The organism is Streptomyces parvus (assembly GCF_032121415.1).
Taxonomy (GTDB): Bacteria; Actinomycetota; Actinomycetes; order Streptomycetales; family Streptomycetaceae; genus Streptomyces; species Streptomyces globisporus_A.
The window spans coordinates 363053-383730 of the sequence record NZ_CP135079.1 but is presented as its reverse complement, the minus strand read 5'-3'; the positions used below and the strand labels follow the sequence as shown (position 1 = coordinate 383730).

Here is a 20678-nt window from a genome sequence, read left to right as displayed (position 1 = left end):
GACTTCGCCGACGGCGAAGCCCTTCCGAATGCCGTTGCGGGCCCCGGGGGCCGGAGACGCCGGGGCCCGCCCACCGGGATCAGACCTTCTTCGACTCCGCGTAGTTGCGCAGGAACAGCGCCTCGGCGACCGACATCCGCTCCAGCTCCTCGGGCGACACGCTCTCGTTCACCGCGTGGATCTGCGCCTCGGGCTCGCTCAGCCCGATCAGCAGGATCTCCGCCTCCGGGTAGAGGGCCGCGAGGGTGTTGCACAGCGGGATGGAGCCGCCCATGCCGGAGGACTGCATCTCCTGGCCCGGGTAGGCGTCCCGCATCGCTTCGGCCATCGCCGTGTACGCCGGGCTGCTCATGTCGGCCCGGAACGGCTGGCCCTGGCCCACCTGTTCCACCTTCACGCGCGCTCCCCAGGGGGCCCGCGACTCCAGGTGGGCGGTGAGCAGCTTCGTCGCCTCGGCCGCGTCGTGGCCCGGCGGCACCCGCAGACTGATCTGGGCCCGGGCGCTCGCCTGCACGGACGGGGTCGCGCCGACCACCGGCGGGCAGTCGATGCCGATGACGGTGACCGCGGGACGGGCCCAGATGCGGTCCGCGACCGTGCCCGTGCCGATCAGCTCAACCCCGTCCAGCACCTTGGCGTCCTGCCGGAACTCCGCCTCCGGGTACTGGATGCCGTCCCAGTCGGCGTCACCGGTCAGACCGTCGACCGTGGTCGTCCCGTCCTCCGCGCGCAGCGAGGCCAGCAGCTGGATCATCGCGGCCAGCGCGTCCGGGGCCGCGCCGCCGAACTGCCCCGAGTGCAGGTTCCCTTCGAGGGTGTCCAACTGCACGCGCAGCATGGTCATCCCGCGCAGCGTCGCCGTCACCGTCGGCAGCCCGACCCGGAAGTTGCCGGTGTCCCCGATGACGATCGTGTCCGCGCGGAGCAGCTCCGGGTGTGCCTCCGCGTACCGTTCCAGGCCGCCGGTACCCTGCTCCTCGGAGCCCTCGGCGATCACCTTCACCGAGACCGGGACGCCGCCGTCCGCCTTGAGGGCGCGCAGCGCGAGCAGGTGCATGATGAACCCGCCCTTGCAGTCGGCCGCGCCCCGCCCGTACCAGCGCCCGTCGCGCTCGGTCAGCTCGAACGGCGGAGAGATCCACGCCGACTCGTCCAGCGGCGGCTGCACGTCGTAGTGGGCGTAGAGCAGCACGGTCGGCGCCCCGGCCGGCCCCGGCAGATGGCCGTAGACGGACTGCGTCCCGTCGGGGGTGTCCAGGAGGGCGACGTCCGTGAACCCCTCGGCGCGCAGCGCGTCGGCGACCCAGTTGGCCGCGCCCTCGCACTCGCTCCTCGGGAACACCGCCGGGTCCGCCACCGACTGGAACGCCACCAGTTCGGCCAGCTCCTCCCGGGCACGGGGCATCAGCGAGGCGACGGTCTCGGGAATCGGACGGGCGGTCATGGGCACGCTCCTCGTGGGTGCGACGTTAGGGGTAGGGCGCGGTGTGTACGCGACCGTGTGCGACGCCGTGCGTGCGACGACGCATGTACGACGAAATCATGGCCGATCCTCCCACAGGAGGGCCGGCCCGTAGCGCGCCGTAGGATGCCGTGAGCAGCTTGGGGCCACTGGTCGGATCAGGAGCAGAAGCACATCGTGAGCAGCGAGAACGCAGACGCCGGACGCGAGCCGGAAGAGTCGTTGGTGTGGGATGTCGTCGTGGTCGGCGCCGGACCGGCCGGGGCATCGGCGGCGTACGCGGCAGCCGTGGCGGGCCGGAGGGTCCTGCTGCTGGAGAAGGCGGAACTGCCGCGCTACAAGACCTGCGGCGGGGGCATCATCGGCTTCTCCCGGGACGCCCTGCCGCCCGGGTTCGAACTGCCCCTGAAGGACCGTATCCACGCGGTCACCTTCTCGCTCAACGGCAAGCTGGCCCGCACCCGCCGCTCCCGGCGCATGCTCTTCGGGCTCATCAACCGCCCCGAGTTCGACGCCGGGCTGGTCGAGGAGGCGCAGAAGGCCGGGGCCGAACTGCGCACGGGCGCATCGGTGGTGCGGGTCGAGCAGCACGGTCCCGCCGTGCCCGACCGGCGAACGGTCGCCGTGGTGCTGGCCGGTGGCGAGACCGTGCTCGCGCGGGCGGTCGTCGGCGCGGACGGCAGTGCTGGCCGGATAGGAGCCCATGTCGGGGTGAAGCTCGATCAGGTCGACCTCGGCCTGGAGGCGGAGATCCCCGTTCCGGCCACCGTCGCGGAGGACTGGGCGGGCCGGGTCCTCATCGACTGGGGCCCGATGCCGGGAAGCTACGGCTGGGTCTTCCCCAAGGGCGAGACCCTCACCGTGGGCGTCATCTCGGCGCGCGGCGACGGCGCGGGCACCAAGCGGTATCTGGAGGACTTCATCGCCCGCCTCGGCCTCGCCGGGTTCGAGCCCGCCATCTCCTCGGGCCATCTCACCCGCTGCCGCAGCGACGACTCGCCGCTCTCCCGCGGCCGGGTCGTGGTCTGCGGAGACGCGGCCGGACTGCTGGAGCCGTGGACCCGCGAGGGCATCTCCTTCGCGCTGCGCTCGGGCCGGCTCGCGGGGGAGTGGGCGGTCAGGATCGCCGAGGCGAACGACGCGGTGGACGCCCGGCGCCAGGCCCTCAACTACGCCTTCGCCATCAAGGCCGGTCTCGGTGTGGAGATGGGCGTCGGCCGCCGCATGCTCAAGCTGTTCGAGCGCCGGCCGGGCCTGCTGCACGCGGTGCTGACCGGGTTCCGCCCGGCCTGGAAGTCGTTCGCCGGAATCACCCGGGGGACGACGTCGCTGGCCGAGCTCGTCCGTACGCACCCGCTGGCGCAGCGGGCGCTCCACGCGATGGACCGCTAGCGGCCCCACCCGTCGCGACCGCGCCCCCGTTGCCCGCACGGCCACGGGGGCGCGGTCATGCTTCGACGGTGATACGGAAGACCGGGTGGTCCGGTGAGGCGGCCAGCAGTTCGGCGTCCGTGGACTTCGCCGTGATCCCCTGGAAGTACTGGTTGACCTCCCAGCCCCACCGCTCCAGATAGGCCCGGATGATCCGGGCCTTCTCCGCGTCGTCGGGGATCTCCACGGCGGTGAAGCGGCTGATCTCGCGCCCCAGCCGCAGCTCCCCGCCGCCCGCCACGCGCATGTTGCGCACCCACTGCGAGTGGCCGCGCGCCGAGACCAGGTACCGGTCGCCCTCGAAGGTGTGCGTGTTGACCGGGACGCGCTGCATCTGGCCGCTCTTGCGCCCGCGCACCGACAGCTCGGCGGAGCCCATCAGGCTGAGCCCGTGCCGGGCCAGCCGGCCGACGACCTTGTTGAAGCGGTTGGCGGTGGCGCTCGCCCGGAGGTAGTAGGGCTGCTGCGACATGATGACTCCCGGACTATGGGGAGAGCGGTGCTCTCGCTTGAGATCAGTGTGCACGGAAGGGTGATCCAAAGCAAGAGCACTGCTCTCGTTCATGGTCGCTGCTCCGCTCGCATGGCAGACTGACCGCATGAGCACCATCCGAGGGGCCAGGGAACGCGCCCGTATCGAAGTGACCGCGGCCATCAAGGACGAGGCCAGGAAGCAGCTCGCCGAGGAGGGCGCGCCTAAGCTCTCGCTGCGGGCCGTCGCCCGCGAGCTGGGCATGGTCTCCTCCGCGCTCTACCGTTACTTCCCCAGCCGCGACGACCTGCTGACCGCGCTGATCGTCGACGCGTTCGACGCGATCGGCGCGGCCGCGGAGCAAGCGGTGGCGGAACAGGCGGCGGGGGAGCGGACGCGGGCGGTGCCGCCCGCCGAGCGCTGGGTCGCCGTCGCCTGTGCCGTACGGGAATGGGCGCTCGCCCACCCTCATGAGTACGCCCTGATCTACGGCTCGCCCGTCCCCGGCTACATCGCCCCGATGGACACGGTGGGGCCCGCGGCGCGCGTGGGCCTGGTCTTCATCGACATCGTCCGTGGCGCGTTCCGGGCCGGCGACCTCACCCTGCCGCCGCTCGCCGACGCGCTGCGCCCCGACGCGGAGCGGATGGCCGCCGAATTCGCCGAGGGCGTCCCGCCCGAGTCCGTGGCCGCTCTGGTCGCCGCCTGGGCGCAGCTGTTCGGCCTGATCTCCTTCGAGCTGTTCGGCCAGTTCAACCGGGTCGTCGAGGAACGCGAGCAGCTGTTCCGGCAGGCCGCCGGTGAGCTGGCCCGCTCGGTGGGCCTGCGCGACGCCGCTGCGGTCTGACGGGCCGGGCGCTGCCTGACCGGGCACCGCCCCTCCCCGGGCTTCCAGGCCGTGCTGGTACGGGCGGGGCTTTTGCGCCCTGCTGGACGCGCAGCCCGACATCGAGGTCGCCGGGGAGGCCGCCGACAGCGGGGCGGCCGTCCGCCTGGTGCGCGAACTGCGCCCCGACATCGTGCTGATGGACACCCGCATGCCCAGCCTGGACGGACTGGCCGCCGCCCGGCGGATCACCGGCGACCTCAGACGGGCGCACCCGTCGTGGCGTTGCGGGCCGCGTAGCCCAGAGCGGCCGCCGCCGCGGCCAGCAGGGCGACCGTGGTCAGCGCCACCGGCAGCGAGAACCAGTCGGCGAGGAAGCCGATCGCGGGCGGGCCGAGCAGCATTCCGCCGTAGCCGAGCGTCGAGGCGGCGGCGACGCCGCTGGAACCGGCCAGTTCGCCCGCGCGCCCCACGGCGACGGGGAAGATGTTGGCGAGGCCGAGCCCGGTCACCGCGAAGCCGGCCAGGGCGAGCCATGCGGTCGGCGCCAGCGAACCCAGCAGCATCCCTGCCGCGGCCGTCGCCCCGCCGAGGACCAGCGTGCGGGTCTGGCCGAGCCGTTCCAGGAGCAGGGTCCCGGTCAGCCGGCCCGCCGTCATCGTCAGGGCGAACAGAGCGTATCCGGCGGCGGCGAGCCCGGGGTGCGCGCCCAGGTCCTGTTCCAGGTGGAGCGCGCCCCAGTCCGCGAGGGCCCCTTCCCCGTACGCCGTGCACAGGGCGATCACGCCGAAGAGCACCACGATCCGGCGGGCCCGGGGTGACAGCCGCTGCTTCGGCTCGCGCGGGCCGGCGGCCTCCACGGCGGCGGGGGCCGGGCGGTGGCGGAGCAGGGAGGGCCCGGCGAACGCGGTGACCAGCAGGCCGGTCCCGGCCAGGAGGAACAGATGGGTGGAGGCGGAGAGACCACCCGCGACCAGGCCGCCGAGCCCGGCGCCGACCATCCCGCCGAGGCTGAACGCCGCGTGGAAGCTCGGCATCACCGGTCGGCGCAGGTCGGCGACGAGATCGACGGCGGCGCTGTTCATCGCCACGTTCATCCCGCCGTACGCGGCCCCGAACACCAGCAGCACGAGGCCGAGGGAGAGCGCGGAGTGGGTCTGGGCGGGCAGGGCGATGCTCAGGGGGAGCAGGACGCCGCAGGCCACGGTGACGGCATGGCTGCCGTAGCGGCGGCAGAGCCGTCCGGTGAGCATCATGGTGATCACCGCACCGGCGGAGACGCCGAGCAGGGCGAGGCCGAGGGTGGAGGCGGAGGCTCCGGTCTGCTGCTTGATGGCCGGGATACGGACCACCCAGCCGGCGAAGAGGAACCCGTCGAGGGCGAAGAACACGGTCAGCGCGGTACGGAGGCGGGCCGACGCGGGTGGGGCGGTGTCTCCGCCGGGTCCCCCGGGTAGGGCCGTCCGCAGTTTGTTTAGTTGCGGCACAAACTCAGCATAGGGGCGCTCCCGCGACGGACGCAACACCGCTGCACCCCCCTGTGCTCCGGGTGCACGGCCGTGGCGGAACGGGATCCCCGGACCGGCCCTGGGCGTCCGGGAAGCCTCCGGATCATGGGAGACTCGCCCCCATGAACGGCAAGGCGACCACCACCCGGACCAAGTTGGAGAGGGGCCGCAGCGCGCTGGGGCCCGCACTGGAACTGGTCCACACCGGACGCGCCCCCACCCGGGCCGTCCTCACCTCCGAACTCGGCGTCACCCGCGCCACCGCCGGGGCGGTCGCCGCGGAACTGGAGGCGCTCGGGCTGATCCGGGTCGACTCCAGCCCCGGTTCGGCGGCCGGGTCCCAGGGCCGCCCCTCGCACCGGCTGTCCGTCCTGGAGACCGGCCCCGTCGTCCTCGCCGCCCAGGTGCACGCCGACGGCTTCCGGGCCGCGCTCGTCGGGCTCGGCGGCCGGATCGTCGCCACATCGCCGGGCTGTGTCGCGGTGATGGCCGACCCCGCGCAGGTGCTCGGCGAAGTCGTGGAAGCGGGAGCCGAACTGCTCCGCGCGAGCGGGCTGCGCTGCGTCGGCGCCGGACTCGCCGTGCCGTCGGCGGTCGCCGAACCGGAAGGGACCGCCCTCAACCCGCTGCACATCGCCTGGCCCGCGGGCTCCCCGGTCCGGGACATCTTCGCCGCCTGCGTACGCCGGGCGGGCATCACCGGACCCGCGTTCACCGGCAACGACGTCAACCTCACCGCGCTGGCCGAGCACCGGCACGGCGCGGGCCGGGGCGCCCAGCACCTCCTGTGCGTGGCCACCGGACACCGGGGCGTCGGGGGTGCCCTCGTGCTCGACGGCCGCCTGCACAGCGGGAGTTCCGGCCTCGCCCTGGAGGTGGGCCATCTCACGGTCAACCCTGAGGGCCGGCCCTGTCACTGCGGCGGGCGCGGCTGCCTCGACGTGGAGACCGACCCGCTGGCCTTCCTCACCACCGCCCGCCGCGAACCCGGCCCCGAGGAGTCCCTCCTCAAGCAGGCCGGGAACCTGCTCCGCACGGAGTACGGCGACCCGGCGGTTCGGCAGGCCGCCGAGGCGCTGATCGACCGCCTGGGCCTGGGGCTCGCCGGACTGGTCAACATCCTCAACCCCGACCGCATCATCCTCGGCGGGCTCCACCGCGACCTGCTGGAGGCGGACCCCGAGCGGCTGCGCGCCGTCGTCGCCGACCGGAGCCTGTGGGGGCGCAGCGGCAGCGTGCCGATCCTGCCGTGCACCCTGGCCCACAACAGCCTGGTGGGCGCCGCCGAACTGGCCTGGCAGCCGGTCCTCGACGACCCGCTCGCCGCGCTGGCCTGAGCGGCTGCCGGGCGGTCATCGCTCGGGGAAGCGCGGGACTTTCGCTGCTCGCGCCGCAGTACTCCCACGGCCGCCTCGCGTACGACGCCCCGGAGCACCTCGTCCCGGCAGGCTCGAAAGCGGCGCCCCCGGCCCGTCCTCGCCGATCGCGCTGCTCGGCCGTCGGTTCGCCGCGGGGGAGATCGACGAGGACGAGTACTGGCGCCGACTGTCCGTGCCGGACGAGCAGTTCGGCCGGACCGCGGGCGGCGGCCCGGCGTGACACCGTCGCCCCGGTGCCGCCCGGTGGGCCTGCGCCGGCCGACCGGGCGGGACCGCCTGCGTCAGCCGACGACGGCCGACCGGGCGGGCACGGCCGCGATGTCGTCGGGGGTGATGGTCACGGACCCGAACGGCCCGTCGGTCATCGACCCGTAGACCGCGAGCGGCGGCAGGGTCGAGGCGCCGGTGACCGCCGGCAGGGTGAACCAGACGGCCTTCCCGGCCGAGCCGATCGGCCGCACGCCCCAGCTCTCGCTGACGGCGGCGATCAGCGCCAGGCCGCGGCCCGACGTGGCGAACGAATCCGCCTCGTTGACCGTGGGCAGGCGCGGATCGTGGTCGTGGACGGAGACCGTCAGACGGTCGAGCAGCAGCTCGATGTCGACGGTGCATGACTTGTCCGGCTGTGCGTGCCGGTGAACGTTGGTGAGAAGCTCGGTGACGCCCAGGGCCGCCTGGTCGATCAGAGGATCGAGATGCCAGTAGCGCAGTTGCGCCGAGATGATTCTGCGGACTTGACCGATCCGCGACGGCAGGGCCTGGAGCTCCACCGTGCAGTGCCTGCTTGGCTCGCTGATCACGGCTGCGACTCCCCGAAATAGGTCCGGAAGAAGAGAAGAGACACGAACGGGTCCGGCGGACGACTGACTGCCGAATCCGCTCTGCTCTTGTCGTGTCTGCTCGTGTCGCGCGACCCGGTCCGTGGAGCGGATCGCTCTGTCACCGAGGGTGCACCTTCAGTGACGTGGATCCAGCGTGGCCCAGGGGCTGTGGCTCCGCAACTCGCGGCGGAGCCCGACGGCCCGGGAATCGGTCGCCGTGCGCGGACCGGCAGGCCCGGAAGCCGGCTCGCCGACGCCCGTACCGGCGGGCTCGTCAGTCGGCCCGCCGTGAACGTACAGCCGGCTCAGTCCCGGCGGCCGCGCGCACTGCGCAGCGTCTCCAGGAAACGCCGCAGCGGAGCCGCCCCGTCGCGTCTGCGGTTGCGCTGCCCCATCGTCAACCGGTAGCGCACCCCGTTCACCCGGGCGATGACGGAATCCGCCGCGATGAACCACCACTTACGGGCGCTGACGGTGCCCACCGGGGCGCTGTCGATCTCCCGCCCGTTGCTCGTGAGGAGCGACAGCCGGCCGTCCTTCACCACCACCTGACCGGCCCTGGTCAGCGACCTGGTGAACCGCTCGATCCTGACCCCCGACGCACTGAACTCGACGTCCGCCATCGCGGATGCGCCCCCCTTCGTCGCCACTCCTGCTGTTGCAGTGTGCCCGGACGCGGGCCGGACCGCCAGAGGGCCCGGAAGCCCGCGGCACGGCCGCCCGCACCGCCCGTCACAACCGCCCCGCGCGCAGCGGTCAAAGGCAGCGCTATGGGCCATCAAAGTGACTGTTTGTGCAGGTGGGGTGCATATCGTGGGAGGCGCGAGCACCGGATCGACGACCAACAGGAGCAGGCCCATGGAGACCAGTGAACACGCAGCCGGGAGCGGGGCCAGGGCGACCGTGGACGTCGACCGCAGCGACCCGGAGTACCGGTCCTGGCTGAAGGAGGCCGTCCGCAAGGTCCAGGCCGACGCGAACCGCTCCGCCGACACCCATCTGCTGCGCTTCCCGCTGCCCGAGGCGTGGGGCATCGACCTGTACCTCAAGGACGAGTCCACGCACCCCACCGGCAGCCTCAAGCACCGCCTGGCCCGCTCGCTCTTCCTGTACGGGCTCTGCAACGGCTGGATCCGGCCGGGCAAGCCGGTCATCGAGGCGTCCAGCGGTTCGACCGCGGTGTCGGAGGCGTACTTCGCCAAGCTGATCGGCGTCCCGTTCATCGCCGTGATGCCGCGCACCACCAGCCCGGAGAAGTGCCGCCTCATCGAATTCCACGGTGGGCAGTGCCACTTCGTGGACGACTCGCGCACCATGTACGAACAGTCCGCGGCGCTCGCCGCCGAGACCGGCGGGCACTACATGGACCAGTTCACCTACGCGGAGCGCGCCACCGACTGGCGCGGCAACAACAACATCGCGGAGTCGATCTACCAGCAGCTGCGGCTCGAGCGCTACCCGGAACCCGCCTGGATCGTCGCCACCGCCGGGACCGGCGGCACCTCGGCGACCATCGCCCGCTACGTCCACTACCTCCAGCACGACACCCGCATCTGCGTGCCCGACCCGGAGAACTCCTGCTTCTTCGACGGCTGGACCCACCACGACCCGCACGCCACCAGCGACCGCGGCTCGCGGATCGAGGGCATCGGCCGCCCCCGCATGGAACCCAGCTTCGTGCCCGGCGCCATCGACCGGATGATGAAGGTGCCCGACGCCGCCAGCGTCGCCGCCGTCCGCGCCCTGGAGCGGGCCATCGGCCGCAAGGCGGGCGGCTCCACGGGCACCGGACTGTGGAGCGCGTTCAAGCTGATCGCCGAGATGGTGGCACACGGCGAGCAGGGCAGCGTCGTCACGCTGCTGTGCGACCCGGGCGACCGCTACCTGGACAAGTACTACTCCGACTCCTGGCTGGAGGAACAGGGCCTGGACATCTCTCCCTACGCCGCCGTCATCGACGACTTCCTCGCCACCGGCGCCTGGCCCTGCTGACGGCCGCACCCGGTCCGCTCAGGGCGTCGTCGTCGCCAGCCGCGTGTCCAGGCGGCGCACGGCACCCCGGAAGGACCGGCCCACCCCGGCCCGGCCCAGGCTCAGCACCAGGCGGAACAGCCCCGTCCCGTCGGCCGCGAAGGTCCACTGCACCCGGGTGCCATACCCCTCCGGAGTGAGCCGCCACTCCTCCAGCAGGGCCCGCAGACCAGGTGCGTTGGTCTCGTCGGCCCGGTAGGCGTAGCAGCTGCCCGGCTCGGAGATGACGATCGTCTCGCGGAAACGGATCCCGCCCCGCAGCCGCACCTCCCGGCCCGCGCCCGTGTCGGTGGACGTGGCCCGGGTGACGGCGGTGAACCAGGACGGCCAGGACGCGACATCGTCGGCGAGCGCGCGGTACACCACGTCCGGCGGCGCGGACACCTCGGCGGCGAACACCAGCCGCATCGGCGCCGAGTCGGTGAATTCCCTGCCCACGGTACGGAGTCGGCGTGCCATCCCGTGCACCTCCCGGCGGTCCGCGGTGTTGGGCCTGTGGAGCGCACACCCTAGCGGCCCGACCGTCAGTTGTCTGTACCACTGCCGGGCGCCGGTCCGCGCCGCCTCTCCTCCGCCGCGGCCGCCTCGGCGATGTTGCGCGCCATCCCGCCGAACACCACCGAGTGGAAAGGCCATACGCTCCACCAGTACGCGTGGCCGAACAGCCCAAGCGGATGGAACAGCGCGTGTTGCCCGTACACCGTCCGGCCCCGCTCGTCGCGGCGCACCGACAGCTCCAGCCAGGCCAGGCCCGGCACCCGCATCTCGGCCCGCAGCCGCAGCAGTTCGCCCGGCACGATCTCCTCCACCCGCCAGAAGTCCAGCGAGTCGCCCACTCGCAGATGCTGGGCGTCCCGTCGGCCGCGCCGCAGCCCCACCCCGCCGACGAGCCGGTCGAGCCAGCCCCGTACCGCCCAGGCCAGCGGGAAAGAGTACCATCCGGTCTCGCCGCCGATGCCCTCGATGACCCGCCACAGCGCCTCGGGCCCGACCGGCACGGCCATCTCCCGCTCGTCGCGGTAGAGGCTGCCGCCCGCCCAGTCCGGGTCGGTGGGCAGCGGGTCGCTCGGCGCGCCGGGAACGGCGGCGTTGGACCACCGGGTGTCGACCCGCGCCTCCTGGATCCGCTTCAGGGCCAGTCGCAGCGCCCGGTCGAAGCCGATGGTCCCCTCCGGGGGATCGGGGACGTACTCCTTGATGTCGTGCTCGGCGCAGACCACCTCGTGGCGCAGCGACTCCGTGAGCGGCCGGGCGATGGAGCTGGGCACCGGAGTGACGAGACCGACCCAGCGGCTGGAGAGCGTCGGGGTGAGCATCGGCACCGGCAGGATGACGCGCGGCCGCAGCCCCGCCACGGCCGCATAGCGCTGCATCATGTCCCGGTACGTCATGACGTCCGGGCCCCCGATGTCGAAGGTCCGGTTCACCTCGGTCGGCAGCGCCGCGCACCCCACCAGGTAGCGGATCACGTCCCGTACGGCCACGGGCTGGATCCGGGTCCGCACCCAGCTCGGGGTGACCATCAGCGGCAGCCGCTCCGTGAGATGCCGCAGCATCTCGAACGAGGCGGATCCCGAGCCGATGACGATCGCCGCGCGCAGCACCGCGGTCGGCACCCCGGACGCCAGCAGGATGTGCCCCACCTCGGCCCGTGAGCGCAGATGCGGCGACAGGTCCTTCTCCGGCACCCCGGTCGGGGTCAGCGCGCCCAGATACACGATCCGGCGCACCCCGGCCGCCCGTGCCTGCTCGCCGAAGATCCGGGCCGCCCTGCGGTCGGTCTCCTCGAACGCCGAGCCGGTGCCGAGCGCGTGCACCAGGTAGTACGCCACATCGACGCCCCGCATCGCCTCCGCCAGGGAGTCGGCGTCGGTGACATCGCCCCGTACCACCTCGACCCGGTCAGCCCACGGGTAGTCGCGCAGTTTCTGCGGCGTTCTGGCCAGGGCGCGCACCCGGCGCCCGGAGTCGAGCAGGACTGGCACCAGCCGGCCGCCGATGTAACCGGTGGCCCCGGTCACCAGGCAGAGGGGAACTGCTCCACCGGGGCCGTCCTCAAGATCCGTCACCTGTCCGAGTGTGACACCGAACGGCCCCCGGGACCGGTCGAGGACTCCGTACGGCGGCATCCATGCCATCGGTACGGTGACGGCCCGGGCGCCGCGCGCCGGTTCAGTGCACCGCCGTGAGCGTCCCGCCCTCGCGCAGCGACGGCGTCAGCGCCACGTCGGCGTCACGGAGCGCCCGCACCGCGAAGGTCTGCCCGCCCGCCGCGCCCCGCACCGCCCCGCTCACCTCCATTCGGGTCACCGCCCGGCTCCCCGCGGCCAGGACGTACCAGCGGGGCCGCCGCTCGTGGGCCGGCGCCGCCCGCAGCACCCGCAGCCGCACCCACCCGTACGCCCCACCCGAGGGGCCCCGATCCGCCGAGGCGCCCTCCGCGCCCGCCGGAGGGCCGGTCCGGCGGGACGGGGCCGGAACGCGCGGGCTCGACGCCTTGCTCCCGGCCGCGGGCAGGGCCCGCTGGACGACGGCGTGGGCGGTCAGGACCCGGCGGTGCCGGCCGAGCGCGGGCGGCAGGACGACATGGGCGAGCCGCACCAGGCGAGGGCAGTGCTCCACAAGGGCGGCCTCGGCCTGCTGCACGGCCGTGCGGTCGCTCGGTACGTCGGTCCGCTGCTGCGGTTGGTGGATCGGCATGGAATCGGTGCCTTCCGGGGCCCTGGCGGGGGTGTCATACCGACAAACGAGTCAATCGTGTGACGGTCGCATCACCCGTACGCGGCGCGCGTGCTCCCCACCCGCGCGGGCCGCTCGCCGCCTCACCCGGGCGCGTCGCCGGGGGAGGCGAGCAGGGCGTCCAGGACCTTGCCGAACATGCGTCGTCCGGCGGAGGCGAGCAGCGGGTCACCCCACCGGGGCACCAGCCGCACCCGCAGCTCCTCGACCCACACCACATGGGAACCGGAATCCGTGGGCAGCACGTCGATCGAGGCCCGGCCCAGCACCACGGCGCCCCGCTTCTCCAGCCGGCACACCCCGGCCCGGCCCCCGGCGGGCGGCGTCCACCGCACCACTTCCATCGGATCGTCGAACGTCAGCGGGCCCAGCCCCGTACGCGCCACGAAGACCGTTCCGAGCTGCGAGGGAAGCCCGGTCGGGACCGAGATCGCGGTCAACGGCACCTGCGCGGCGTGCCGTTCCCAGTCGGTCACCCGGCGCCAGGCCTCGGCTGCGGGGAGAGGGGAGAAGCGCTCGATCCGGAAGACGGCCACAGCCCGATCCTAGGCGGACTCCCGCACACCGCGAGCCGAGCGGAATCCGTGTCAGCCCTCGGTGGCGGGCGGGACGTCGGCGGTCCCGGCTGGAACGTCGCCCGCCACCAGCAGGCCCGGCAGATGCTCCTCGATCTCCGCGCGCAGTTCCGGAGCCAGGCCCGCGTCCGTGACCAGCGTGTCGACCTCCTCCAGAGCGGCGAAGGAACTCAGACCCACCGTGCCCCACTTGGTGTGGTCGGCCACCACCACGATCCGGCGTGCCGCCCGGACGAAACGGCGGTTGGTCTCCGCCTCCGCGAGATTGGGCGTCGAGAGCCCCGCCTCGGCCGAGATCCCGTGCACGCCGAGGAACAGCACATCGAAGTGGAGGGAGCCGATGGCCCGGTCCGCGACCGGCCCGACCAGGGAGTCCGAGGGGGTGCGCACCCCGCCCGTCAGCACCACCGTCGCCGCCCCGGGCCGCGCGCCGCGTCCCCCGGCCGGACGCTGCGCGTCGTGGAACACATCGGCCACCCGCACCGAGTTGGTCACCACCGTCAGATCCGGCACGTCCAGCAGATGCCGGGCCAGCGCGAACGTCGTCGTCCCGCCCGAGAGCGCGATGGCACTGCCGGGCACCGCGAGGGCCGCCGCCGCCCGGGCGATGTCCTCCTTGGCGCTCAGCTCCAGCGCCGACTTCGCCTCGAACCCGGGCTCGTGCGTGCTCGCCTCGACGACCGGTACCGCTCCGCCGTGGACCTTCTCGATGACGCCCTGGCGGGCCAGCGCGTCCAGGTCCCGGCGGATCGTCATGTCGGAGACGTTCAGCTTGCGGGTCAGCTCGTTGACCCGGACCCCGCCACGCCTGCGCACCTCGTCGAGAATCAGCGCACGGCGCTGCTCCGCGAGCAGGTTCTGATTCTCGCTCAACGCCGGGTCCGGTCCTTCCCTCTGCCGTACCGTCCGCAGCGGTCTGCGGGACACGCTCATCCTGCCACGCAGGCATGTCCGGCGTATCACCTGGGGAGATTCCGTGAGACCGCTCACGCGGCCGCTCCGGACCGCGGATCGTGGCTCCGGGCGGGCCCGCCGCTCTCCACCTCCCAGGTCCGCCCGCCGCCGCCCTGCCCGCACCCGTACCCGCTGTGCCGCTCGCCCGAGAAAGAGTCCCCCCTTGGCTCCTGCCACCCCGCCCCCGTCCGCAACCCCGCCCGCAACCGAGCCCCCGCAGCACGCCGGGACAGCACTGGAACTGCTCGTCCACGGTGTCGGCGGCGCCACCCCGCAGGAGATGCTGGACGACCCGCGTACCGTCCGGGTCACCGGGGACACGACCGCCGCCGTGTACCGGCGCACCGAGGACGCTCACGGCGAGAAGCACCCCGAGCGCTACCGCAACGAGCCCGTCGCCGAGGCGTACTGCTGGTCCGGCCTCACCTCCGGCAACGGCTCCCGTGCGCTGTGGCTGCTGCTCCTGCCGTTCATGGTGGTCAACCTCGCCCACTGGATGCGGCCCACCGCCACCGGCCGCACCCGCGCGGTCCGGCTGTACGGCGTCCTGGTGCGGCTCGTGGCGCTCAGCCTCACCGTGCTGCTCACGGCGGCCGCCTGCGAAGTCGCCCTCGACCTGCTGGCCTGGCAGTGCGCGGGCGCCGACGCCTGCGCCGAACGCCGTTCCTGGCTCGGCTTCCTGTCGGAGCGTCAGGGCGGTTGGTGGTCCCAGCCCGGCCGCCGCCTCGCCCTGGCCGCCGTCGTGCCCGCGGCCCTGGTGGGCCTCCTGTGGTACCTGTCCAACCGGACCTGGAGCGCGTACGAGTCCCAACGCCCCCTGGACCAGGAGGACGTCGACGCGGACGGCCCCTCCGGGGCGGTGGCGGACCACGGCCAGGACGCACCCGGCCCGAAGGCCGGGGAGGATCCGCGCAAAGCCGTTCCGGTCCGCCCCGCGCTCGGCAGGCCCGGATTCTGGTACGGCCGGCGGCTCGTCGCCCGGCTCCGCGCCGCCCACACGGCGGCCGGGTTCCTGACCGTCGCCGCGGCCGTCGCCGGCGCCGCCGCACGACACGACCGGGGCGCCGAAGGACCGGTGCCCCGGTTCATCGGCACGGCCGTCGAGGGCGGCATCGTCCTGTGCGCGCTCGTCGTCGTGTGGGTCGTCTGCCGCCGGGGCCGCAGCGAACGCACCCGCGACACCCGCCTGGACGGCGCCCTGATCAGTTATCTGCCCGGCTCCGCGCTGGCCCTGCTGGGCCTCGCCGTGCTGTACGCGTCCTGGTCGCGCCCCGACTGGCAGTCCTCGGGCGCCCTGCCCGGTGAGGCCGCCTTCCGGTTCCTCGCCCTCGGCGAGGGCATCCTCGTCATCGCCCTCGCCGTGGTCGCCCGCGGCCTCTACCGGCGCACCCCTGAACCCCGCACCGTCCTGTACGGGCTCGGCGGCCCCGCGGTCGCGATGCTCGCCTGCGCCCTCGGCGGTGTGATGACCGGTGGGGTGGCCCAGCGTGTCGCCGACTGGCTGGACGGCCCCGGCACCCCGGGCATGGGGCGCAGCTCCGACATCGCCGGACCGCCGGTCCTGCTCAGCTGGCAGGCCTCCGTCATCCCCATGCTCCTGCTCCTCCTGCTCGTCCCCGTCCTGGTGCTGGTCGTCCGCACCGCGCGCACCGCCCGCCGCCTGGGCCCGCTCATCGAGGCGGAGTACGCCCCCGAACCGCCCGACGAGGGGCGCACCCGCCGGATCGCCCGGATCCGCGCCGCCGCCGCCCTCACCGACTCCGCGCCCTGGATCGTCGGCGTGCTCTCCACCGCCACCCTGCTGCTCGGTGCGGGCGCCGTCGCCGGATCCTGGTACAGCGACCAGGTGCCGGGCCGGGCCGCCGACGGAAGCGGGCCGCTCCTCGAATCGTTCGCCGACGCCGCCCAGTCCACCGGCTCCTGGCTGATCGGCTTCGGTTTCATACTCTTCGTCGCCGGTGGCCGCCGCGCCTACAAGGACGCCTCGGCCCGCCGGACCATCGGCATCCTCTGGGACGTGGGCACCTTCTGGCCCCGCGCCGCCCACCCCTTCGCGCCCCCGTGCTACGCCGAGCGCGCCGTCCCCGACCTCGCCTCGCGGATGGCCGCCTGGACGTCGACCACGCCCCGGGGCCGGCTCGTCATCTCCGGGCACTCCCAGGGCAGCGTGCTCGCCGCCTCCGCCGTCTGGCAGCTGCCCGACGCCACCCGCCCGCGGGTCGCGCTGCTCACCTACGGCTCACCCCTGGAGCGGCTGTACGGGCGGTGGTTCCCGGCCTACTTCGGTCCCGAGCCGCTGCTCGGGCTGCACCGCTCGGTGCACTGCTGGCGCAATCTGTGGCGGGCCACCGACCCGATCGGCGGCCCCGTCCGCATCGATGCCGACCCCGACCCGGGCGTCGACCGGGGCCCCCTGAAGGACCCGCTGGCCTACGGGCGGACCACGAAGCTCCCGCTGCCCGAGCCGATCCTCGGGCACTCCGACTACCAGGCCGACCCGGCCTTCGCCGACGCGCGCGCCGACCTCCTGGAGGAGCTGGGCCCGCTCGTCCCCCGGCAGGCGGACGCGCGGACTCAGAAGGACACGTCGGGGAGGTCCTCCGGGTAGAGCAGGGTCAGGTCGTCCGTGCTCGGCTCGGCGAGCTGGGCGACCCGGCCCGCGTGCCGCTCCACCATCGACTCGAAGGTCTGGCGGGCGGTGCGGCCGTTGCCGAAGGCGGGGCCCTTGGGGAGCGCCGTGAAGTGCTTCAGGAGCGCCTCCCCGGTCCCCGCCGCCAGGCTGTACTCATGCTCCTCGGCCTGCTGCTCGACGATCCGCAGCAGCTCCTCGGGGAGGTAGTCCTGGAAGGTGATGGTCCGGGAGAACCGTGAGGCCACCCCGGGGTTGACGGTGAGGAACCGCTCCATCTCCTGGGTGTAGCCCGCGACGATCACGACGACCGCGTCCCGGTGGTCCTCCATCAGCTTCACCAGCGTGTCGATGGCCTCCCGCCCGAAGTCCCGGCCGGAGTCCTCGGGGGAGAGGGCGTACGCCTCGTCGACGAACAGCACCCCGCCGCGCGCCCGGTCGAACGCCTCCTGGGTCCGGATCGCCGTCGAGCCGATGTGCTCGCCGACCAGGTCGACCCGGGACACCTCGACCAGATGGCCGCGCTCCAGCACGCCGAGCGAGGCCAGGATCTCCCCGTACAGCCGGGCGACCGTGGTCTTGCCCGTACCGGGGGAGCCGGTGAAGACGAGGTGGCGGCGGACGGACGCGGCCTTCAGCCCGGCCTCCGCGCGGCGCCGGCCCACCTCGATCATGTCCGTGAGCGCCCGCACCTCCCGCTTGACGCTGTCCAGGCCCACCAGCGCGTCCAGTTCACCGAGGACCGCCGAGGAGTCCCGGGCGGGCTCCGCCGGGGCGACCGGCTCGGGGGCGGGCTCGACCGCGCGCTGCCCGGGCAGCGCACCCAGCAGCCCCGGCGTCGACTGCGTGGCCGTCAGCACCGGGGGAGGCGGGGCCGAAGCCGTCCGCAGACCGCTCTCGTCGCTCGTGCAGTCCCGGGCCACCGGCCCGGCCGTGGAGCCGCCGTCCCCCTCGGGGAACTCGTAACCGCCCCGCGCGCACCGCTCGGTACGGCACCGGGTCAGGGTCGTGCGGCAGCCCTCCATGACGTGGAAGCCGTACCCCTGACTGCCCGTCACCCGGCAGCCGTCGAAGGTGCCCCGGCCCTCGGCCGACACGTAGAACCCCGCCTCGGCGGGGGAGGTGACCGTGCAGCGCTCGATGGTGGGGTCCGCGCCCTTGGTGACGATGACCCCGGTCTGCGCCGCGTCGATGGTGCAGTTGTTCAGGGTGCCGCCGCTGCCGTGGTCACGGAACCAGGCGCCCGTGGACGCCTCCCGGATCCGGCAGTCGTCGAGCTGTGCGGTCGCCCCGTCGCTCACCGACACGGCGGTGTTGCGGATCTGGGAGAGATCGCTGTCCACCACATCTGCGCGCGACCCCCGGTCGAGGACGAACAGCGCGTCGGGCACGTCGTGCACCCGGCAGGCGTCCAGTATCACCGTCGCCCCGTCGCTGACCCAGACCGCCGGATAGTCGCCCGTACTGTCGTGGATCTCGCACTGGTTGGCGTCGACCCGGGTCCCCGGGTCCCAGACCGAGAGTCCGTTGCGGCCGAACCTGCGGACCGTGGAACGGGTCAGCGTGAGCACCGAACGCGACCGCAGGTCGACGGCGTTCTCCGGGATGTCGTGGATGTCGCAGTCGGCGAGCGTCAGCACCGCGTCGGTGTCCAGCGTGACGCCGTCCGCCGAGGTGCGGTGCACGGTGCAGTCGGTGAGATGGGCCGAGGCGCGGGCGGTGACCTGGATACCGCTGCCCTTGATCTCGTACACCTCGCAGCCGAACGCCTCAAGACCGCTGCCGTCGCCCGTGACGCCGATGCCCGCTCCGGAGGCGTGGTGGATCCGGCAGCGGTCCAGGCGCGGGTGACCGCCGTCGCGGACCGACACCCCGGACTGGCCCGCCGAAACGATCTCGCACTCCTCGAACACCCCGCCCGCGCCGTCCAGTACGGCGATGCCGACCCCGGCCGGATTGTCGACCGTGCAGCGCCGCACGGTGGGCCGGGCCGCGCCGCGCACCTCGATGCCCGCGGCGGACCGGGTCACGATCCGCAGATCCGTCAGCTCCGCCGTGCCGTCCTCGACCAGCAGCGCCGGGGCCGCCGAGTCCTGGCCCTCGATGTGCAGGCCCTGGACGACCGCCGAGGCGCGCACGGTCAGCGGTACGCCGTCGAGCGGCGCGATCCGCACGGAGCCGGCCGAGCCCTCCGGGCCGCGCAGCGTCACCGCGCGCGGGATGACGAGGTTCTCCCGGTAGGTCCCGGGCGCGACGGTGAGGACGTCGCCCTCGGCCGCCGCCTCCAGGGCCGCGGAGAGGGAGGCGTACTCGCCGGTGCGGCGGCGCCATCGCGATGTGCCGGTGTGCGTCACCTGGACCGTGCCCTGTGCCATGGCGTTGCCGTGCCCCCACCTCGTGCTGTGCGCTGCCTCGGGCCCGTCCGTCGCCGGGAAGGCGGACGGGGTCGGACCACCGTAGCGCGCGTGAGGGCCGGGAGTTGACGAGTCGGCCCCGCGCGGCGATGCCGCCGACGGCCGCGTCCGGCCGGCGGAGACCGTGGTCAGCCGCCCGTTCCGGCCCGGCCCCAGTCCGCGCCCGCCGCGGCCCACTCCCGGTCGAGACGGGCGTACCGCTGCCGCACCATGTGCCCTACGACCGCCCTGCGGCCCGCCTCGACACATCCGGCGGCGAGCAGGAACGTACCGATGCCGCCCAGCACCGCGTGGGACCGGGCGGCGCGCCCGTCCATCGGCGGGGGGACCGGAAGGCCCGCCGCGTCCGTCCAGATCCGCAGCGAGGACCCCGGGACGCCGGGCCCCGACGCGGTGGCCACCTCTCCGGTGCGCGGACTGCCGTCCGGGGCCTGCCAGGACGCCACCACCCGTACGCGCGCCGCCCGTTCGGAGCCGCCCTCGGGATCACCCCCGTACCGCTCCCGTCCCGGGACCCGGCCCACCACGACCGCCTCGACGGGGTGGCGCTCCTGGTGCTGGGCGCGTACCGACCGCTGGAGGGCGTCATCGGCGATGGAACCGCCCACCCAGCCCGCGACCGGGGCCCCGATCACGAGGAGCAGCAGCGCTCCGAGCGCCACCCAGGCCTCGCGGCGGTCGGTGGCGCGGCGCAGCGGATGGTCCCGCCCGCTCAACAGCCCCCGCAGCAGTGCCCACTGCCCCCTCACCCCGTGCCCCCGTCCCCGTCGATCGATGTCCCCGCGGCCTGCCTCGGCGGGCCCGTGGTGCGGTGGATCGTCGAGATGCCGAGCCCGGCCTCCGTACGTAGGACCGCGCTCAGCCGTCGGAGGTTGCTCGGTGCGTCCCCCGGCGCACCGTGCCGCAGGGCGGAGTGGCGGTTCAGTACCCCCGGCTCTGGTACGGCCGGTTGTACGGGTCCTCGTACGGCGACTGGGCCGGTACGGGGCGCGGCGCGGCCGGACGCATCGACTCGTACCCGGTGGCGGGCGAGGGGCGCTGCGGCTGGGGCTGCTGCGGATAGCCGCGGACCGCAGAGGGCTGCTGCGGGATGTACGGCGCGGGCGCGTGCTGCAGCTGGGCGTGCTGCATCGGCGCCTGCTGCGCCGGAGCCTGCTGGTACTGCGGCACCGGCTGCTGCTGCGGGTAGCCGTAGGAGCCGGTCTGCTGCGACGGGGCCGCGGGCAGGGCCGGCAGCGCCGACGGCAGGGCCGGCAGGTAGCTGTTACCGGTGTCGTACGCGGCCGGCACACGGATGGGGGCGATCTGAGGGGTTCCCCGCTCCGCGACCAAGGAGTCGTAGATCGGAGTGTCGGGGAACGACGCGGCGTAGTAGCCGCCGCCGAAGGTGGAGCGGGGGGACGTCATGCCACCTAAGTTAAGCCCACGATGTGCTGG

General features: G+C 73.8%; 17 protein-coding genes and 3 pseudogenes. 7 read left to right on the top strand and 13 right to left on the bottom strand.

What is annotated here, in order from left to right; all coding sequences use genetic code 11:
* Positions 1–79: 79 nt before the first annotated feature.
* Positions 80–1444, bottom strand: a complete 1365-nt coding sequence (locus RNL97_RS02650; RefSeq protein WP_313750310.1) for a dipeptidase — start codon at positions 1442–1444, stop codon at positions 80–82.
* Positions 1445–1639: 195 nt separating this feature from the next.
* Between RNL97_RS02650 and RNL97_RS02645 the strand changes: the two genes are divergently transcribed.
* Entirely contained in the window at positions 1640–2854 is a 1215-nt protein-coding gene (locus tag RNL97_RS02645) for a geranylgeranyl reductase family protein (protein WP_030587311.1), read from the top strand.
* A gap of 55 nt (positions 2855–2909) precedes the next feature.
* On the opposite strand, the gene RNL97_RS02640 is transcribed toward RNL97_RS02645, so the two are convergent.
* Positions 2910–3365 (bottom strand): nitroreductase family deazaflavin-dependent oxidoreductase, encoded by a 456-nt coding sequence (locus tag RNL97_RS02640; RefSeq protein ID WP_030587307.1) that lies wholly within the window; start codon positions 3363–3365, stop codon positions 2910–2912.
* A gap of 127 nt (positions 3366–3492) precedes the next feature.
* Between RNL97_RS02640 and RNL97_RS02635 the strand changes: the two genes are divergently transcribed.
* Complete coding sequence (locus RNL97_RS02635) at positions 3493–4212, top strand: TetR/AcrR family transcriptional regulator (RefSeq protein ID WP_030587304.1); 720 nt, start codon at positions 3493–3495, stop codon at positions 4210–4212.
* A 79-nt stretch (positions 4213–4291) separates the two neighbouring features.
* Positions 4292–4450, top strand: a pseudogene (locus RNL97_RS02630) (response regulator); the annotation flags it as partial.
* Position 4451: 1 nt separating this feature from the next.
* On the opposite strand, the gene RNL97_RS02625 reads toward RNL97_RS02630, so the two are convergent.
* Entirely contained in the window at positions 4452–5582 is a 1131-nt protein-coding gene (locus RNL97_RS02625) for an MFS transporter (RefSeq protein WP_030587302.1), read from the bottom strand.
* Between the two features lie 239 nt (positions 5583–5821).
* On the opposite strand from RNL97_RS02625, the gene RNL97_RS02620 reads away from it, so the two are divergent.
* Both RNL97_RS02620 and RNL97_RS02615 read left to right on the top strand, forming a co-directional pair.
* Positions 5822–7036, top strand: a complete 1215-nt coding sequence (locus tag RNL97_RS02620; RefSeq protein ID WP_030587299.1) for an ROK family protein — start codon at positions 5822–5824, stop codon at positions 7034–7036.
* Positions 7037–7163: 127 nt separating this feature from the next.
* A pseudogene (locus RNL97_RS02615) lies at positions 7164–7298 on the top strand (SHOCT domain-containing protein); the annotation flags it as partial.
* Between the two features lie 61 nt (positions 7299–7359).
* On the opposite strand, the gene RNL97_RS02610 reads toward RNL97_RS02615, so the two are convergent.
* Entirely contained in the window at positions 7360–7878 is a 519-nt protein-coding gene (locus tag RNL97_RS02610; RefSeq protein WP_030587296.1) for an ATP-binding protein, read from the bottom strand.
* Between the two features lie 326 nt (positions 7879–8204).
* The gene (locus tag RNL97_RS02605; protein WP_006122602.1) at positions 8205–8522 is read right to left on the bottom strand and encodes a hypothetical protein; all 318 of its coding nucleotides are present in this window, start codon (positions 8520–8522) and stop codon (positions 8205–8207) included.
* A 235-nt stretch (positions 8523–8757) separates the two neighbouring features.
* On the opposite strand from RNL97_RS02605, the gene cds1 reads away from it, so the two are divergent.
* Positions 8758–9891, top strand: coding sequence for an L-cysteine desulfhydrase Cds1 (gene cds1 / locus RNL97_RS02600; protein WP_313750309.1), 1134 nt, complete (start codon positions 8758–8760; stop codon positions 9889–9891).
* 18 nt (positions 9892–9909) lie between these two features.
* Here the strand turns inward: cds1 and RNL97_RS02595 are convergent, their stop codons facing one another.
* The 5 genes and pseudogenes from RNL97_RS02595 to RNL97_RS02575 form a co-directional block, all read right to left on the bottom strand.
* Positions 9910–10389 carry an SRPBCC family protein gene (locus tag RNL97_RS02595; protein WP_030587290.1) on the bottom strand — a complete coding sequence of 160 codons (480 nt, stop codon included), beginning with the start codon at positions 10387–10389 and terminating at the stop codon, positions 9910–9912.
* 65 nt (positions 10390–10454) lie between these two features.
* The gene (locus RNL97_RS02590) at positions 10455–11999 is read right to left on the bottom strand and encodes an SDR family oxidoreductase (protein WP_030587287.1); all 1545 of its coding nucleotides are present in this window, start codon (positions 11997–11999) and stop codon (positions 10455–10457) included.
* 265 nt (positions 12000–12264) lie between these two features.
* A pseudogene (locus RNL97_RS02585) lies at positions 12265–12630 on the bottom strand (hypothetical protein); the annotation flags it as partial.
* A gap of 122 nt (positions 12631–12752) precedes the next feature.
* Positions 12753–13205, bottom strand: coding sequence for an SRPBCC family protein (locus RNL97_RS02580; RefSeq protein ID WP_030587281.1), 453 nt, complete (start codon positions 13203–13205; stop codon positions 12753–12755).
* Positions 13206–13256: 51 nt separating this feature from the next.
* Positions 13257–14117, bottom strand: coding sequence for a DeoR/GlpR family DNA-binding transcription regulator (locus tag RNL97_RS02575; RefSeq protein WP_030587278.1), 861 nt, complete (start codon positions 14115–14117; stop codon positions 13257–13259).
* 244 nt (positions 14118–14361) lie between these two features.
* Here RNL97_RS02575 and RNL97_RS02570 point away from each other — a divergent pair, with 244 nt between their 5' ends.
* Positions 14362–16806, top strand: a complete 2445-nt coding sequence (locus RNL97_RS02570) for a hypothetical protein (RefSeq protein ID WP_313750308.1) — start codon at positions 14362–14364, stop codon at positions 16804–16806.
* On the opposite strand, the gene RNL97_RS02565 is transcribed toward RNL97_RS02570, so the two are convergent.
* The 3 genes from RNL97_RS02565 to RNL97_RS02555 form a co-directional block, all read right to left on the bottom strand.
* Positions 16773–19202, bottom strand: coding sequence for a right-handed parallel beta-helix repeat-containing protein (locus tag RNL97_RS02565; RefSeq protein WP_243313151.1), 2430 nt, complete (start codon positions 19200–19202; stop codon positions 16773–16775). The two genes, RNL97_RS02570 and RNL97_RS02565, sit on opposite strands and share 34 nt — an antisense overlap.
* Before the next feature lie 167 nt (positions 19203–19369).
* The gene (locus RNL97_RS02560) at positions 19370–19990 is read right to left on the bottom strand and encodes an Rv1733c family protein (protein ID WP_030587269.1); all 621 of its coding nucleotides are present in this window, start codon (positions 19988–19990) and stop codon (positions 19370–19372) included.
* Positions 19991–20162: 172 nt separating this feature from the next.
* Positions 20163–20648, bottom strand: coding sequence for a DUF6643 family protein (locus tag RNL97_RS02555; RefSeq protein WP_030587266.1), 486 nt, complete (start codon positions 20646–20648; stop codon positions 20163–20165).
* Positions 20649–20678 lie beyond the last annotated feature (30 nt).